The 14,134-nt window shown below is 74.4% G+C and carries 12 protein-coding genes; 9 read left to right on the plus strand and 3 right to left on the minus strand.

The annotated features are described in order from the left end of the window. Positions 1 to 26: 26 nt before the first annotated feature. The 6 genes from ACZ3J7_RS14105 (at position 27) to ACZ3J7_RS14130 (ending at position 5,088) form a co-directional block, all read left to right on the plus strand. Positions 27 to 479, plus strand: a complete 453-nt coding sequence (locus ACZ3J7_RS14105; protein WP_465620293.1) for a hypothetical protein — start codon at positions 27 to 29, stop codon at positions 477 to 479. A 128-nt stretch (positions 480 to 607) separates the two neighbouring features. Then, positions 608 to 1,411 (plus strand): GNAT family N-acetyltransferase, encoded by an 804-nt coding sequence (locus ACZ3J7_RS14110; protein ID WP_465620547.1) that lies wholly within the window; start codon positions 608 to 610, stop codon positions 1,409 to 1,411. Between the two features lie 590 nt (positions 1,412 to 2,001). Further along, complete coding sequence (locus tag ACZ3J7_RS14115) at positions 2,002 to 2,292, plus strand: hypothetical protein (RefSeq protein ID WP_465620295.1); 291 nt, start codon at positions 2,002 to 2,004, stop codon at positions 2,290 to 2,292. 237 nt (positions 2,293 to 2,529) lie between these two features. Further along, entirely contained in the window at positions 2,530 to 2,808 is a 279-nt protein-coding gene (locus tag ACZ3J7_RS14120; RefSeq protein ID WP_465620297.1) for a hypothetical protein, read from the plus strand. Between the two features lie 236 nt (positions 2,809 to 3,044). Next, positions 3,045 to 3,686 (plus strand): carbonic anhydrase, encoded by a 642-nt coding sequence (locus ACZ3J7_RS14125; RefSeq protein ID WP_465620298.1) that lies wholly within the window; start codon positions 3,045 to 3,047, stop codon positions 3,684 to 3,686. Between the two features lie 259 nt (positions 3,687 to 3,945). Further along, positions 3,946 to 5,088, plus strand: coding sequence for an NADH:flavin oxidoreductase (locus tag ACZ3J7_RS14130; protein WP_465620300.1), 1,143 nt, complete (start codon positions 3,946 to 3,948; stop codon positions 5,086 to 5,088). A gap of 70 nt (positions 5,089 to 5,158) precedes the next feature. Here ACZ3J7_RS14130 and ACZ3J7_RS14135 read toward each other — a convergent pair whose 3' ends face one another. After that, positions 5,159 to 6,343: an acetyl-CoA C-acetyltransferase gene (locus ACZ3J7_RS14135; RefSeq protein ID WP_465620302.1), complete on the minus strand. Its 1,185-nt coding sequence runs from the start codon at positions 6,341 to 6,343 to the stop codon at positions 5,159 to 5,161. A gap of 216 nt (positions 6,344 to 6,559) precedes the next feature. Here ACZ3J7_RS14135 and ACZ3J7_RS14140 point away from each other — a divergent pair, with 216 nt between their 5' ends. After that, the gene (locus tag ACZ3J7_RS14140; protein WP_465620304.1) at positions 6,560 to 7,162 is read left to right on the plus strand and encodes a TetR/AcrR family transcriptional regulator; all 603 of its coding nucleotides are present in this window, start codon (positions 6,560 to 6,562) and stop codon (positions 7,160 to 7,162) included. 54 nt (positions 7,163 to 7,216) lie between these two features. On the opposite strand, the gene ACZ3J7_RS14145 is transcribed toward ACZ3J7_RS14140, so the two are convergent. Then, the gene (locus ACZ3J7_RS14145) at positions 7,217 to 8,683 is read right to left on the minus strand and encodes an extracellular catalytic domain type 1 short-chain-length polyhydroxyalkanoate depolymerase (protein WP_465620549.1); all 1,467 of its coding nucleotides are present in this window, start codon (positions 8,681 to 8,683) and stop codon (positions 7,217 to 7,219) included. Between the two features lie 337 nt (positions 8,684 to 9,020). Next, the gene (locus ACZ3J7_RS14150) at positions 9,021 to 10,424 is read right to left on the minus strand and encodes an MFS transporter (RefSeq protein WP_465620307.1); all 1,404 of its coding nucleotides are present in this window, start codon (positions 10,422 to 10,424) and stop codon (positions 9,021 to 9,023) included. A 557-nt stretch (positions 10,425 to 10,981) separates the two neighbouring features. Between ACZ3J7_RS14150 and ACZ3J7_RS14155 the strand changes: the two genes are divergently transcribed. Continuing rightward, on the plus strand, positions 10,982 to 12,634 hold the full coding sequence (locus ACZ3J7_RS14155) for a glycoside hydrolase family 27 protein (RefSeq protein WP_465620309.1): 1,653 nt from the start codon (positions 10,982 to 10,984) through the stop codon (positions 12,632 to 12,634). Between the two features lie 225 nt (positions 12,635 to 12,859). Then, complete coding sequence (locus ACZ3J7_RS14160) at positions 12,860 to 14,023, plus strand: FAD-dependent monooxygenase (protein WP_465620311.1); 1,164 nt, start codon at positions 12,860 to 12,862, stop codon at positions 14,021 to 14,023. The last annotated feature ends 111 nt before the right edge of the window (positions 14,024 to 14,134 follow it).

Here is a 14,134-nt window from a genome sequence, read left to right on the forward strand (position 1 = left end):
GACCGTGACCGAAGGAGCAGCGCCCCATGACCGTCGTACCGCTCGACCCCGCCTCGCCCGCCTCGCACGCCGTCGGCATCGACTTCGACCAGACGCTGGTCGCGCACGACGACGGCTGGCAGGACGGCCGGATCTACGGCAAGCCCGTCCCGGGGGCGATCGAGTCGCTGCACGCGCTGAAGCGGGTCCGCTCGGTGTTCATCATGACCGCCCGCCCCCGCCGCTTCCACCCCGCCGTGGCGGGCTGGCTGCGCGAGCACTCCGGCCTGGAGGCGCTGGTCGACGAGGACCCGGAGCGCGCGTACTGGCAGGGCGACTGCCTGCTGGTCACCAACAAGAAGCTCGGCGCCGCCGTGTACATCGACGACCGCGCCCTGCGCTTCACCGGCGACTGGACGGCCACCCTCTCCCAGGCCCACCGCGCGATCGGCCTCCCGGCGTGCCCGGCGGCCCCGGAGCCCCCGAGGGCGCGCCGCTAGGGCGTGCGTCGAAAATGCCGGTCACCGGTGCGACACCGCCGAAAACGGCGTGCGATCCCGGCCCGGTCGTGCTGGGATCGATCACCATGAATGATCATTTCCTGGATGAAGCCGACCTGGCGGACAGGATGGAGCGGAACCTGGCGGAACACGCCTGTCACCTGCACCGCGGGATGTCCGGCGCGACCGTCACGGCGACGGGTGACGTCCTGGTCGCGGACAGCGGCTTGGACGACGACACGTTCAACATCGTCGCGGCGGCCCGCTTCACCGACGCCGACGCCTCGGCCCGCATCACCGCCACGGTCGGGGCACTGGCCGGTACCGGCCGCGGTTTCTCCTGGTGGGTGGGTCCCGCCTCGACGCCGGCGGACCTCACGTCCCGGCTGACGGCGGCCGGCCTGCCGGAGTCCGAACGGGAGACGGCGATGTGGGCCGGGCTGGACGACACCCCGGCGCCCGCCGACGTCCCGGGGCTGGACATCCGGCCGGTGTCGACGCCCGAGCAGCTCGCCGACTACGCGACGGTCCTCGCCGCGAACTGGGATCCACCGGCCGAAACCGTCCGCGAGTTCTTCGCCCGGGCCGCTCCGCAGGCGCTGGCGGCGACCTGCCCGGCCCGGTACCTGGTGGGCTACGTGGAGAACCGTCCGGTCTGCTCCGCCGAGGTGTTCCACCACGCGGGAGTCGCCGGCATCTACAACATCTCCACCCTGGCGGCCCACCGCCGCCGCGGCTACGGCGGTGCCATCACACTGGCCGCCCTGCGCGCGGCCCGGGAGGGTGGCGGGCGCATCGCCGTCCTGCAGGCGTCGGTCGAAGGAGAACCGGTCTACCGCCGCCTGGGGTTCCGGTCCTGCGGCCGGTTCGTCGAACACGCCGTGACCCCTGGACGGCCGGTACGCCACGAGCCGTCCGCCGACCGGCTCTGAACGGCTCCGGTCACAGCCACTCGCTGACGGCCGCTACGAGGCCGACGGCCTCGTAGCGGCTCGCGCGCCTGTCGCATCCGCACGGGGTGTCCTGTCGACAGGGACGGAAGCCGCGCGAGGATCAGCTGCCGTCGGGGCCGGACGGGCGACCGTCCCACCCGTGCCCATCGGCGACAGCGGTTCCAGCGCTGCTCACCGCCCGCCCGTGGGATCTCCCCGATCCGTGGTCCATGAGGGTTCGCAGCGCAGGATCGGCTTTCGACACCCGTCCCAGGGCCCGGGACGGCGGCCGCCCGCGGGAGGGCCGGACGTGGGGATGCCGTGCCCCGTTTCGTCCGCGTTCTCGACGATGGTCTCTCCGTGAGCGGTTTCCGCCGGTCCGTCGCCATTCGCGCGGCGGGCGATCGAATTCGGCCAGCACGGCGGGGGCGGGCCGTTCGCCCAGTTGGAGGGTGTCCGAACGGTCGTCATCCGGCCATGATTGCCCTCCATTGGTCCAGACCATTGACGCCGCTCGGGCGGCCGCCCCAGGATCACCGGTACCACCACCGGCACCACCGGCACCACCGGCACCTCAGCAAGGAGTCCCCATGAGCATCCGCACCGCCGTCAAGGCCGCCACCACCCTCGCCGTCGCCGGCGGCCTGGCCCTCGGCCTCTCCGGCGCCGCGTTCGCGGCCCCCGACGGCCCGACCAGCCTGACCGGCAAGGGCTGCCCGTCCTCGTACGTCAACTACGCCAACGGCGGCACCTGGACGCAGACCCTGACCAAGAAGTTCGTCGCCCCCAACGGCCTCCAGTACGGGGACTACAAGGTCACCTTCCGCACCTCGGCCGGGACCCTGGTGAACGAGGGCGTCCGCGAGTACCGCTGCTACTGACCTCCCCGGCGGCGCCCGACGACTGACGCCCGTGCCCGGACGGTGGCTCCGACCCACCGTCCGGGCACGGGCGTTCACGCGTCGCGGCGCATACCACCGACCGCCCGCCTACGCCACCAAAAGGTCCATACCATTGACCTGAACAAATCAACTTGGCATGATCTCGTTCGTGCCGGGATCGCCATACCCCTTCCTCCGCCCGGCCGTTCCCCCGACGACCACCCTCCAGGAGTCCGGATGGCCCTCCGCCGCACCGCCCGCGCGGTCACCACCACCGCCCTCGCCGGCACCCTCGCCCTCGCCTTCACCGGCACCGCCTCCGCCGCGACGGCCACCAACCTGAACTGGATGGGCTGCCCCACCAGCTACTCCAACAACTACGGCGACGGCCAGTTCCAGCAGTACCGCACCTCCACCTACTTCGCCGGCAACGGCCTCAAGCACGGCACCTACGACGTCTACTACGTCAACTGGTCCGGCAGCCGCTACCAGGGCGGCGCCGACTACTTCTGCTGACCGGCGACCGCTCCGCTCCGCCCCGGATCCTCCGCCACGGGCGCCGTGCCCGGCCCCCGACGGATGGTATTCGTAGCATCCACCCGATCCGGGGGCGATTATCGCCGCCATAGCACCGTTATTCGGACAATTTCGGTCGGGATCGCCGCTTTGATCATGTTTTGCTCCTGGTCCGGGAAGGTCCAGGAGGTGGCCCGGACGCGACCTGCGGCGGGCCGGGGACGTAGTCTGCGGGCATGACTGACGCCACGCACCTCACTCCCCAGGCCGCCTTCGATTCGCTGCTGGCGGGCAACGGCAGGTTCGTCGCCGGTTCCCCGCAGCACCCGAACCAGGACGCCGCCCGCCGCGCCCAGACCGCCCCGTCCCAGGCGCCGTTCGCGGTGCTGTTCGGCTGCTCCGACTCCCGGCTCGCCGCCGAGATCATCTTCGACCAGGGCCTGGGCGACCTGTTCGTGGTCCGCACCGCCGGGCACGTGCTGGGCACCGAGGTGCTGGGCAGCATCGAGTACGGGGTGAGCGTGCTCGGCACCCCGCTGGTGATCGTGCTCGGCCACGACTCCTGCGGCGCGGTCGGCGCCACCCGGGAGGCGGTCGCGGCCGGCTCCAGCGGCGAGGGCTTCGTCCGCGACGTGATCGAGCGGGTCACCCCCAGCGTCCTGGCCGCCAACGCCGCCGGCTACACCGACAACGCCGACTTCATCGACGAGCACATACGGCACACCGTCAGCCTGCTGGTGGAGCGCTCGCACACCATCGCCTCGGCGGTCGCCTCCGGCACCACCGCCGTCGTCGGCCTCTCCTACCGCCTCGTCGACGGCACCGCCCACCTGGTCACCACCCGGGGCCTCGACCTGACGGCCCCCGCCGCCGCCTGACCCCGCCCCACTCCCCCGAGGCCCCGGCCGCGCCCCGACGGGCGGCCGGGGCCTCGGCGTCGGTCCCGGCCGCCGGACGGCCCCCTTGCGCGGCCCGCGCACGGGCGCCGTCCGCCCGGTCGGCGACCCCGCCGCCACCCGGTGACGCGGATCACAGCGGGGGTGCGGCAGCCGGTGAAATGCCCGGGCGCCCGGGGTCGTTGACGCGGGTGGCCGTCCGGGCACGGACGTTCGCCGCCACCGACCGCGAGGAGCCACCGTGACCGATCTCGCCCCCGCCGCCTCCGACGCCGCCGCCTCCCGGGCCGCCGAGGTGCTGTCCCGCCCCGTCGCGATCAACGGGCTGACCGTGCCCAACCGGGTCGTGATGGCGCCGATGACCCGCAAGCAGTCGCCCGGCGGGGTGCCCGGCGAGGACGTCCGGGCGTACTACGCGCGGCGGGCCGCCGCCGGCGTCGGGCTGATCGTCACCGAGGGCACGTACGTCGGGCACGAGTCGGCTGGCCAGAGCGACGGCGTACCGCGCTTCCACGGCGAGGAACAGCTGGCCGGGTGGGCCCGGGTCGCCGAGGAGGTGCACGCGGCGGGCGGGACGATCGTGCCGCAGCTGTGGCACATCGGCATGGTGCGCCGCGCGGGCGAGCCGCCGTTCCCGGACGCCCCGGCGGTCGGGCCGTCCGGGATCCGGCCGGACGGCACCGAGGGGACCGGCCGGGCGATGACCCGCGCCGACCTGGACGCCGTCATCGGCGCGTTCGCCGAGGCCGCGGCGGCCGCCGAGCGGACCGGCTTCGACGGCGTCGAACTGCACGGCGCGCACGGCTACCTGATCGACCAGTTCCTGTGGGCGGGCACCAACCGCCGCACCGACGAGTACGGCGGCGACCCGGTCGCCCGGACCAGGTTCGCCGCCGAGCTGGTCGCGGCGGTGCGCGCGGCCGTCTCGCCCCGGTTCCCGGTGCTGTTCCGCTTCTCGCAGTGGAAGACCGACAACTACGACGCCCGCCTCGCCGACACCCCGCAGGAGCTGGAGGCGGTCCTGGCCCCGCTCGCCGCCGCCGGCGTCGACGCCTTCCACGCCTCCACCCGCCGCTACTGGACCCCCGAGTTCGCGGGCTCCGACCTCAACCTGGCCGGCTGGACCAGGAAGCTCACCGGCCTGCCCACCGTCACCGTCGGCTCGGTCGGCCTCGACGGCGACTTCCTGCGCGCCTTCGCCGGCGAGGGCGCCCCCGCCCGCAGCCTCGACGACCTCCTCGACCGCCTGGAGCGCGACGAGTTCGACCTGGTCGCCGTCGGCCGCGCCCTGCTCCAGGACCCGCAGTGGGCCGCCAAGGTCCTCTCCGGCCGCCTCGCCGAACTGCGCCCGTACGACGCGGCCTCCCTGCGCACCCTGTACTGAGCCGCGCGCCCCCGCCGGGGCCGGGGCGTCGCGCTCCGGCCCCGGCGGGGGCGGCCCGTACCGCGGGGCGTCAGCGGGGGACGGTGAGCAGCAGCGCGTCGCCCTGTCCGCCGCCGCCGCAGAGGGCGGCGACGCCGGTGCCGCCGCCGCGCCGCTTGAGGGCGTGGGCGAGGTGGAGCACCAGGCGGGCGCCGGACATGCCGATGGGGTGGCCGAGGGCGAGGGCGCCGCCGTCGGTGTTGACCCGGGTGGAGTCGATGCCCAGGTCCTTCATGGACTGCAGGGCGACGGCGGAGAACGCCTCGTTGATCTCGATCAGGTCGAGGTCGGCGACGCCGAGTCCGGCCTTGTCGAGCAGGCGGCGGATCGCCCGGCTGGGCTGGGAGTGCAGGGAGGTGTCGGGTCCGGCGACGCTGGCGTGCGGGCCGATCTCGGCGAGCCAGTCCAGGCCGAGTTCGACGGCCTTGCGCTTGCTGGTCACCACGAGCGCGCAGGCGCCGTCGGAGAGCGGCGAGGAGCTGGCGGCGGTGATGGTGCCGTCGGGGTCGAAGGAGGGGGCGAGGCGGGCGAGTTGCTCGGGGGTGCTGTCGGCCCGGACGCCTTCGTCGGCGGTGACCAGCAGGGGGGCGCCCCGGCGCTGGGGGACGGGGACCGGGGCGATCTCGGCGTCGAGGCGGCCGGCCCGCTGCGCCTCGGCGGCGCGCCGGTGGGACTGCAGGGCGTAGGCGTCCTGTTCGGCGCGGGTGAGGCCGAGGGCGGGGCCGAGCCGGTCGGTGGCGGTGCCCATCGGGAGGTGCCGGAAGGCGTCGGTGAGGCCGTCGTGGGTGGCGCTGTCGAGCAGCTGCGGCGGGGTGCCGCGGTAGCCGCCGCGCAGGCCGGGCAGCAGCAGGGGCGCGTTGGTCATCGACTCCATGCCGCCGGCGACGACGACCTCGTGGGCGCCGGAGCGGACCAGCAGGTCGGCGGTGGCCACGGCGTCGATGCCGGAGAGGCAGACCTTGTTCACGTTGACCGCCGGGACGTCCAGCGGGATGCCCGCTCCGGCGGCGGCCTGCCGGGCCGGGAGCTGGCCGAGGCCGGCCTGCAGGACCTGGCCCATGACCACGTACTCGACCTGGTCCGGGGCGAGTCCGGCCCGGGCGAGGGCCGCCCTGACGGCGTGGGCGCCGAGTTCGACGGCGTCCAGCGAGGCCAGTGCTCCGCCGAGCCGGCCGATGGGGGTGCGGGCTCCGGCGACGATCACCGAGGTTGTCATCTGCGCTACCTGCCTTCCGGCTGCTGCCGCCTCGAAAGAAACCGACGGATGGAATGTATCTTCCCCGCGCGGTCGGCCGTCAATGTGTCGCATCCCACCGCACGAAGGTGGTTGACGGCGCGTCACCGGTGAACTTGCCGACCACCGGCCGGTAACGCGGCGGCGGCCCGCCCGTCGGCTGCGGCACCGGCCCGCGGCCCGCGTAGGATCCCGCGGGTGACACCACCCGGCCGCAGGACCCAGCAGCAGCGTTCCGAGGCGACCACCGCCGACCTCCTGGCCGCCGCCCGGCGGCTGTTCGCCGCCGACGGCTACGCCGCGACCTCCCTCGACACCGTCTGCGAGCGGGCGGGCGTGTCGCGCGGGGCGCTGTACCACCACTTCCGCAACAAGGAGGCGCTGTTCCTCGCGGTGTACGAGCGCGAGCAGCGCGCCCTGGCCGCCGCCATCGCCGAGGAGTTCGGCCGCCACCTGGACCCCTGGGAGGGGCTGATCGCCGGCTGCCGGGTCTTCCTGGTGCGCGCGCACGAACCGGCCGTCCAGCGGATCACCATCGTCGACGCGCCGAGCGCGCTGGGCTGGGACGCGGTCCGGGCGGTGCGCGAGGACTGCCGCCACATGATGCGGATCGGGGTGAGCCGGGCGATCCGCGCGGGCAGCATCGCGGAGCGCCAGGTCGAGGCGCTCGCCTCGCTGCTGCACGGCGCGCTGTGCGAGGGCGCGGTGGCGGTGGCCTGCGCCGAGGACCCGGCGGCCGCCCTGGAGGCCGTCCTGGCCGAGCTCGGCCGGCTGCTCTCCGCGCTGGCCGCCGCCCGCTGACGGGCGCCCCGTCCGGGGCGGGACGGGGCGGGACAGAACGGGACGAGACGGGGGTCAGCAGCCGCCGTCGGCGATCACGTAGTAGCCGGGCGAGGTCTCCTTCAGGGTGTGGGTGGTGAAGAGGTTGTACAGGCCCATGTTCTGGTCGGAGCCGTTGGCGTAGGCGTAGCCGCCGCCGGTGTGGGCCCGGCCCGCGGTGACGTGGGCGTAGTTGCTGCCGCTGAAGCACTGCGGAGTGGAGGGGACCCCGGCGGTGGTCGCGGTGACGGCGGCGGACCGGGCGCCGACCGCGCCGGAGGAGTCGACGGCGGCCACCGCGTAGGAGTACCCGGTGCCGGCGGTCAGCCCCGAGTCGGTGTACGAGGTCCCGGTCGTCGTGCCGACCTCCGCCCCGCCCCGGTACACCCGGTACGAGGACGCGCCGCTGACGGCCGACCAGCCGAGCGTGGCGGTGGTGGCGGTGGTGGCGCCCACCGCGAGGCCGGTCGGGGCCGGGAGCGCGCCGGTGGTGGTGCCGTCGAGGCCCCAGAAGGCGGCGGTGTAGTAGCCGGAGCAGATGGCGTCGAGGTAGTACGAGCCGGTGGAGCCGCACTGGCCGGGGCCGGAGCCGGGGTCGACGGCGAGGCCGTGGCCCATCCCGGAGATCGCGTACAGCTGGACGGCGGGCCTGCCGTCGGCGTCGTCGTAGCTGGTCAGCGTGGTGCCGCCGGGCAGGCTCCGGGTGCTGGAGGCGGTCTGCGGGATGCCCCAGGCGTCGGTCCACTGGTCGCGCAGCTCGGTGCCGTTGACGGGGTGGACGGTGCGGTCGGCGCCGCCCTGCCAGATCGCCACCCGCGGGTAGGGGCCGGTGTAGCCCGGGTACGCGCTGCGGACCTTGTCGCCCCACTGGGCGGCCGAGAGGTTCATGCTGCCGTTCTGGCAGCTGCCGGCGCCGTTCTGGGTGGTGGCGCACTGCGCGGGCAGGCCGGAGTCGACCGAGCCGCCGGCGAAGACGTCCGGGTAGTCGGCCAGCAGGTCGGCGGCCATGCCGCCGCCCGCGGACAGGCCGGTGACGTACACCCGGCCCGGGTCGCTGCCGTACCGCGCGACGGCCTTGTCCACCATCTGCCTGACCGACAGCGCCTCGCCCTTGCCGCGGGTGCTCTGCGCGGAGTCGAACCAGCGGAAGCAGCCGAGCGGGTTGTTGGCCGCGCCGGTCTGCGGGTACACCACCGCGAACCCGTACTGGTCGGCGAACTGCGCCCAGCCGGAGTGCGCGTGGTAGTCGGAGGCGCTCTGCGAGCAGCCGTGCAGGGCGACGACCAGCGGCCGGCCGGCGCCCAGGCCGTCGGGGGCGTACGCGTACATCGCGAGGTTGCCGGGGTTGGTGCCGAAGCCGGTCACCTGGGTGAGGCCCGCGGCGGAGGCGGTGGGGGCGCCGGCCGTCAGCAGGCCGGCCGCGAGGGCGAGGGCGAGGGCGGCGGTGGCCGCCGAGAGCCGGCGGCGGACGCCTGCGGTGCGGGAGTTGCCGGGCAGGGTCATGGGGAGCTCCTGGGTGGGGGTGGGCACGACCTCGGGCTCCGCCGGGCGGGCCGGACGGGTGGGGGCCGTCGGGGCCGGCGCGGCGGGCCGTGACGTGCATCATGCGACCGGACGCGGGGCGCGGTAATGGCTGCGCGACCCATCCTCGGCCCGGCCGCCGTGTGCGGGTGCGCCATGGCTTCCGGCCGGGGGCGCCGGTCCGTCGGGTCCGGTGCCCGGTGCCCGGTGCTCCGGGGTGGCGGCGCGGAGCCGGTCGACGGCCGCGCGCGGGTCCGGGAGCACGGCGGGCGGGGACCCGTCCCGCCGGGTCCCCGCCCGCGACGCCGCGGCGACCGGGTCACACCCCGCTGGAGGTCACCTCACCGGGGATCCGCTCCTCCTGGGACCGCAGCTCCGGGTCGGCGAGGTCCCGGCCCCGGGTCTCGCGGGCGCAGAGCACGGCGACCAGGGTGATGACGGCGGCGAGGGTGACGTACACCGAGATCGGGGTGGAGCTGCCGTGGTCCTTCAGCAGCGCGGTGGCGATCAGCGGCGCGGGCGCGCCGGCCGCGACGGAGGCGAACTGGGCGCCGATGGAGGCGCCGGAGTAGCGCATCCGGGTCGCGAACATCTCGGAGAAGAACGCGGCCTGCGGCGCGTACATGGCGCTGTGGAAGACCAGGCCGACGGTGACCGCCAGCAGGACCAGCGGGAATGACCTGGTGTCCAGCAGCCCGAAGAAGGCCCACGCCCACACGCCGACGCCCGCCGCCCCGACCAGGTAGACCGGTCTGCGCCCGACCCTGTCGGAGAGCGCGCCGAACAGCGGGATCAGCGCGAACTGCACGGCGGAGGCGATCAGTACGGCGTTCAGCGCGGTCTGCTTGTCGAGTCCGAGGTGGCCCACGCAGTACGCCAGCACGAAGGTGGTCAGCACGTAGTACGAGATGTTCTCGGCCATCCGGGCGCCCATCGCGACCAGCACCTCGCGCCAGTGGTGGCGCAGCACGGCCAGCAGCGGGGGCTGCTCGGCCTTCTTCTGCTCGGCCTCGCGCCGGGCGGCCCTGGCCAGCGCCTCCTGGAAAACCGGCGACTCGTCGACGGCCAGGCGGATCCACAGGCCGACCATCACCAGCACCGCGGAGAGCAGGAACGGGACGCGCCAGCCCCAGGCGAGGAACTGTTCGTCGCTCTGGACGAAGGTCATCAGGTCGAGCACGCCGACCGCCAGCAGGTTGCCGGCCGGGGCACCGCCCTGCGGCCAGGACGCCCAGAAGCCCCGGCGCTTCGGGTCGCCGTGCTCGGAGACCAGCAGCACCGCGCCGCCCCACTCGCCGCCCAGGGCGAAGCCCTGCACCAGGCGCAGGAAGGTCAGGATGACCGGCGCCGCGACGCCGATGCTGTCGTAGCCGGGGACGCAGCCGATCAGCGCGGTCGCGCCGCCCATCAGCAGCAGGCTCAGCACCAGCAGCTTCTTGCGGCCGATCCGGTCGCCGAAGTGGCCGAACACCAGGGCGCCGAGCGGGCGGGCGGCGAAGCCGATGGCGTAGGTCAGGAAGGAGAGCAGGGTGCCGGTCAGCGGGTCGGCCTTCGGGAAGAACACGTGCCCGAAGACGAGCGCGGCGGCCGAGCCGTACAGGAAGTAGTCGTACCACTCGATGGTGGTGCCGATCAGCGAGGCCGCCACGACCCGGCGCAGGGCCGCCGGTCGGGGGCCCGGCGGCGTGCCGTTCCCGAGGGGGGTGGGGGTGGGGTCGGCCATGGGTCACCGCTTCCGCGTGGAGTGGAGTGGAGTGGAGTGGGGCGGGGTGGAATGGGGCGGGGTGGAATGGGGCGGGGTGTGGGGGTGGGCAAGGACGTCGCCACACGGTAGGAAGACGCGGTTCACCGGCCTATGTGGGAATCGTCCACAGTTGCGGCGGCGGAGGTGTGGGCCAGCGCCACCGGTACGGCCGGGTGCGCGCTCGTCCCGCCCGGCCGCCCGGCGGGCCCCGCTGCGGCGCGGCCGGGTTCCGATCGAGGGCGGGCGGCGGAAAATTTCACCCGCGTGCCCGCTGCGGCCTGCGGGGACGCGCGTCGGCGCGGGGAGGGTTGACACTGCGCGCCGGCTCCTGGAAGCTCCGATTGGCCGACACCGGGGCACGCATCCGGTGATCTTTTTTACGACTGATTGTTAGCGCTAACACTCAGCCGCCACCCCCCCCCGCCCCGCAGTCGGGGGCGGCGCGTCGGGACGCGTTTGTCATGAACGCGAAAGTGTTGGACGCGTGCCGGTCCGTGCGAGGAAAGCCCCCACCCCTTCCATCAGGAGGCGACCACATGCCCCACCCGAACCCGCGCGGCACCCGGCTGCGGAGGGCGCTCGCCTGCGTCTTCTCGGCGCTGCTCCTGCCCCTGGCGATCCCGCTGCTCTCCCTGGGCGCGGCCGGGCCGGCGGCGGCCCTGGGCAACGGCCTGGCGACCACGCCGCCGATGGGCTTCAACGACTGGAACGCCTACGGCTGCAACGTCTCCGAGTCGCTGATCAAGAGCACCGCGCTGGCCATGCACAACAACGGCATGCAGAGCGCCGGGTACCAGTACGTCAACATCGACGACTGCTGGATGACCCGCTCCCGGGGCTCCGACGGGCGCCTGGTCCCCGATCCGAACAAGTTCCCGAGCGGGATCAAGGGCACCGCCGACTACGTCCACTCGCTGGGGTTGAAGCTGGGCATCTACGAGGACGCCGGGCTGCAGACCTGCGCCGGCTTCCCCGGCAGCCTGGGCCACGAGACCACGGACGCCCAGACCTTCGCCGCCTGGGGCGTGGACTACCTGAAGTACGACAACTGCTACGCCGGGCCGGGCTGCGCGCTGAACTCCTGCCCCAACGGCAGCAAGGCCCCCGCGCAGACCCGCTACACCACGATGCGCGACGCCCTGGCCGCGACGGGGCGGCCCATCCTGTTCAGCCTGTGCAACTGGGGCGAGGACGGCGTGTGGACCTGGGGCGCCGGGGTCGGCAACAGCTGGCGCACCACGGGTGACATCAACGCCGGTTACGGCAGCATGCTGTCGATCTTCCACAGCAACGTGAAGCTGGCGGCCTACGCCGGTCCCGGCCACTGGAACGACCCCGACATGCTGGAGGTGGGCAACGGTCCGCTCACCGACGTCGAGAGCCGCTCGGAGTTCAGCCTGTGGGCGGAGATGGCGGCGCCGCTGATCGCCGGCACCAACATCGCCTCGGCCAGTGCGAACACCCTGTCCACGCTCACCAACGCCCGGGTGATCGCGGTGGACCAGGACCCGCTCGGCAGGCAGGGCACCCTGGTGTCCTCCGTCGGCGGTCTCGACGTGCTGGCCAAACCGCTGGCGAACGGCGACGTCTCGGTGGTCCTGTTCAACGAGACCGGAGCGACCGCGACGATCAGCACCTCCGCCGCCGCGATCGGGAAGACCGGGGCGGCCGCCTACGGCCTCACCGACCTGTGGTCGGGCGCGACGTCGACCACCACCGGCACCATCAGCGCCTCGGTCCCGGCGCACGGCACCACCATGTTCCGCGTCGCGGGCGGCACCGGCGGCGGAACGGACCGGACCGGACCGGTGCGGGCGGTCGGCGCGAACAAGTGCCTGGACGTGCCGAACTCGACCACCACCCCGGGCACCCAGCTGCAGGTCTGGGACTGCAGCGGCCAACCGAACCAGACCTGGACCCGCACCGCGTCCGGCCAACTGACCGTCTCCGTGGGCGGCTCCCAGCTGTGCCTGGACGCGTACGACGGCCAGAGCGCGCCCGGCACCAAGGTCGAGACCTGGCCCTGCAACGGCCAGGCGAACCAGCAGTGGCGGGTGAACGCCGACGGCACCGTCACCGGCGCCCAGTCCGGACTCTGCCTCGACGTCACCGCCAAGTCCACCGCCAACGGCGCCCTGGTCGAGCTGTGGACCTGCAACGGCCAGTCCAACCAGCAGTGGGCCCTCTGAGCGGTCGCGCCGGCCGGCGGCGGAAGCCCGGCTGACGCCCCGTCACCGCGGGCGGCCGGGCCGCCCGGACGTCCACGGCTCCGCTGCCGGGCGTCACGTCACCCGGCGGCCGACGGACCCGGCTGATTCCGCTCGGAAGGCGTTCGCCGTTCGGCACCACCCGGCCCTCCGTTCCGTGAGGATGGAACCGTCGACGACGTCACGGACACGATGAGGAGGCGGCCCATGGCACGGATCGTGGTGGTCGGCGGCGGGATCGCCGGAACGGCGGCCGCACTGGCCCTGCGGAAGGCCGGTCACGAGCCGACCGTCCACGAGGCGCACCCCGAGACCGACGGGGACGTCGGCGCGTTCATGACCCTGGCCAGCAACGGCATGCGCGCCCTGGCCGGGTTCGACGCCGCCCGGGCCGTGGCCCGCGTCGGCTTCGACGTCACCCGGATGAACGTCCTGGACGCGGCCGGGGCCGAACTGGCGTCCGTGCCGCTCGGCGAGCACGACCGGCCGCTCGCCCGCTACCGCTGCCTGCGCCGGGCCGAACTCGCCGCCGTGCTCCGGGCCGAGGTTCGCCGGCGCGGGATCGGCCTGCGGCACGCCGCCCGGCTCACCGGGGTCACGGAGACCGACCGCGCCGTCACCGCGCACTTCGCCGACGGCACCGACGCCACCGGCGACCTGCTGGTCGGCGCCGACGGCCTGCGCTCCACCGTCCGGGCCTGGCTCGACCCGCACGGTCCCGGTCCCGCCTACGCCGGGCAGCGCGTCTTCTACGGCTACAGCGACGCCGCGCCTCGGCCCGCCGCCGCCCCCGGCCTGATCACCATGGTCCGCGGCAGCGCGGCCGCCTTCGGCTACCTCGTCCCGCCCGCCGGCCGGACCCACTGGTTCGCCCGCGTCCCGGGCCCGCCCCTCGACGCGCGGGAGCGCGCCCGCACCACGCCCGCCCAGTGGCGTGCCCGGCTGGAACCGCTGCTGCGTCCCGACCGCACCCCCTGCGCCGACATCGTGGCGGGCACCGGCGACGACCTGATGGTCACCGACGCCCTCCACCTGCCGCCCGGGGGCCGCTGGCGCGGCCGCCGCACGGTACTGATCGGCGACGCCGCGCACGCCGCCTCCCCCGCCACCGGACAGGGCGCCTCGATGGCCCTGGAGGACGCCCTCGTCCTCGCCAAGGCCCTCCGGGACACCCCCGGCCTCGAAGCCGCACTCGCCCGCTACGAACACCACCGCCGCCCCCGGGCCGAGCAGAACACCGCGGCCAGCGCCCGCCTCACCGCCGCCCGCCCGTCCGAGGACACCCGGAACGGCACGGACACCCGGCGCGCCGCGGACGGCGGGGCGGACGGGGCACTGCTGCGCCTGCTCGACTGGGACACTCCGCTCTGAGCCCCGCCCCCAGGGGCACCGTATCGTCCGTGCACGTCAAATGCCCTTTCGGGCACGGAAGTTCGCGATTGCGTTGACTCCGGGACCGCGCGCTGGGCATGATCCCACTGG

The organism is Kitasatospora sp. NPDC015121 (assembly GCF_055562955.1).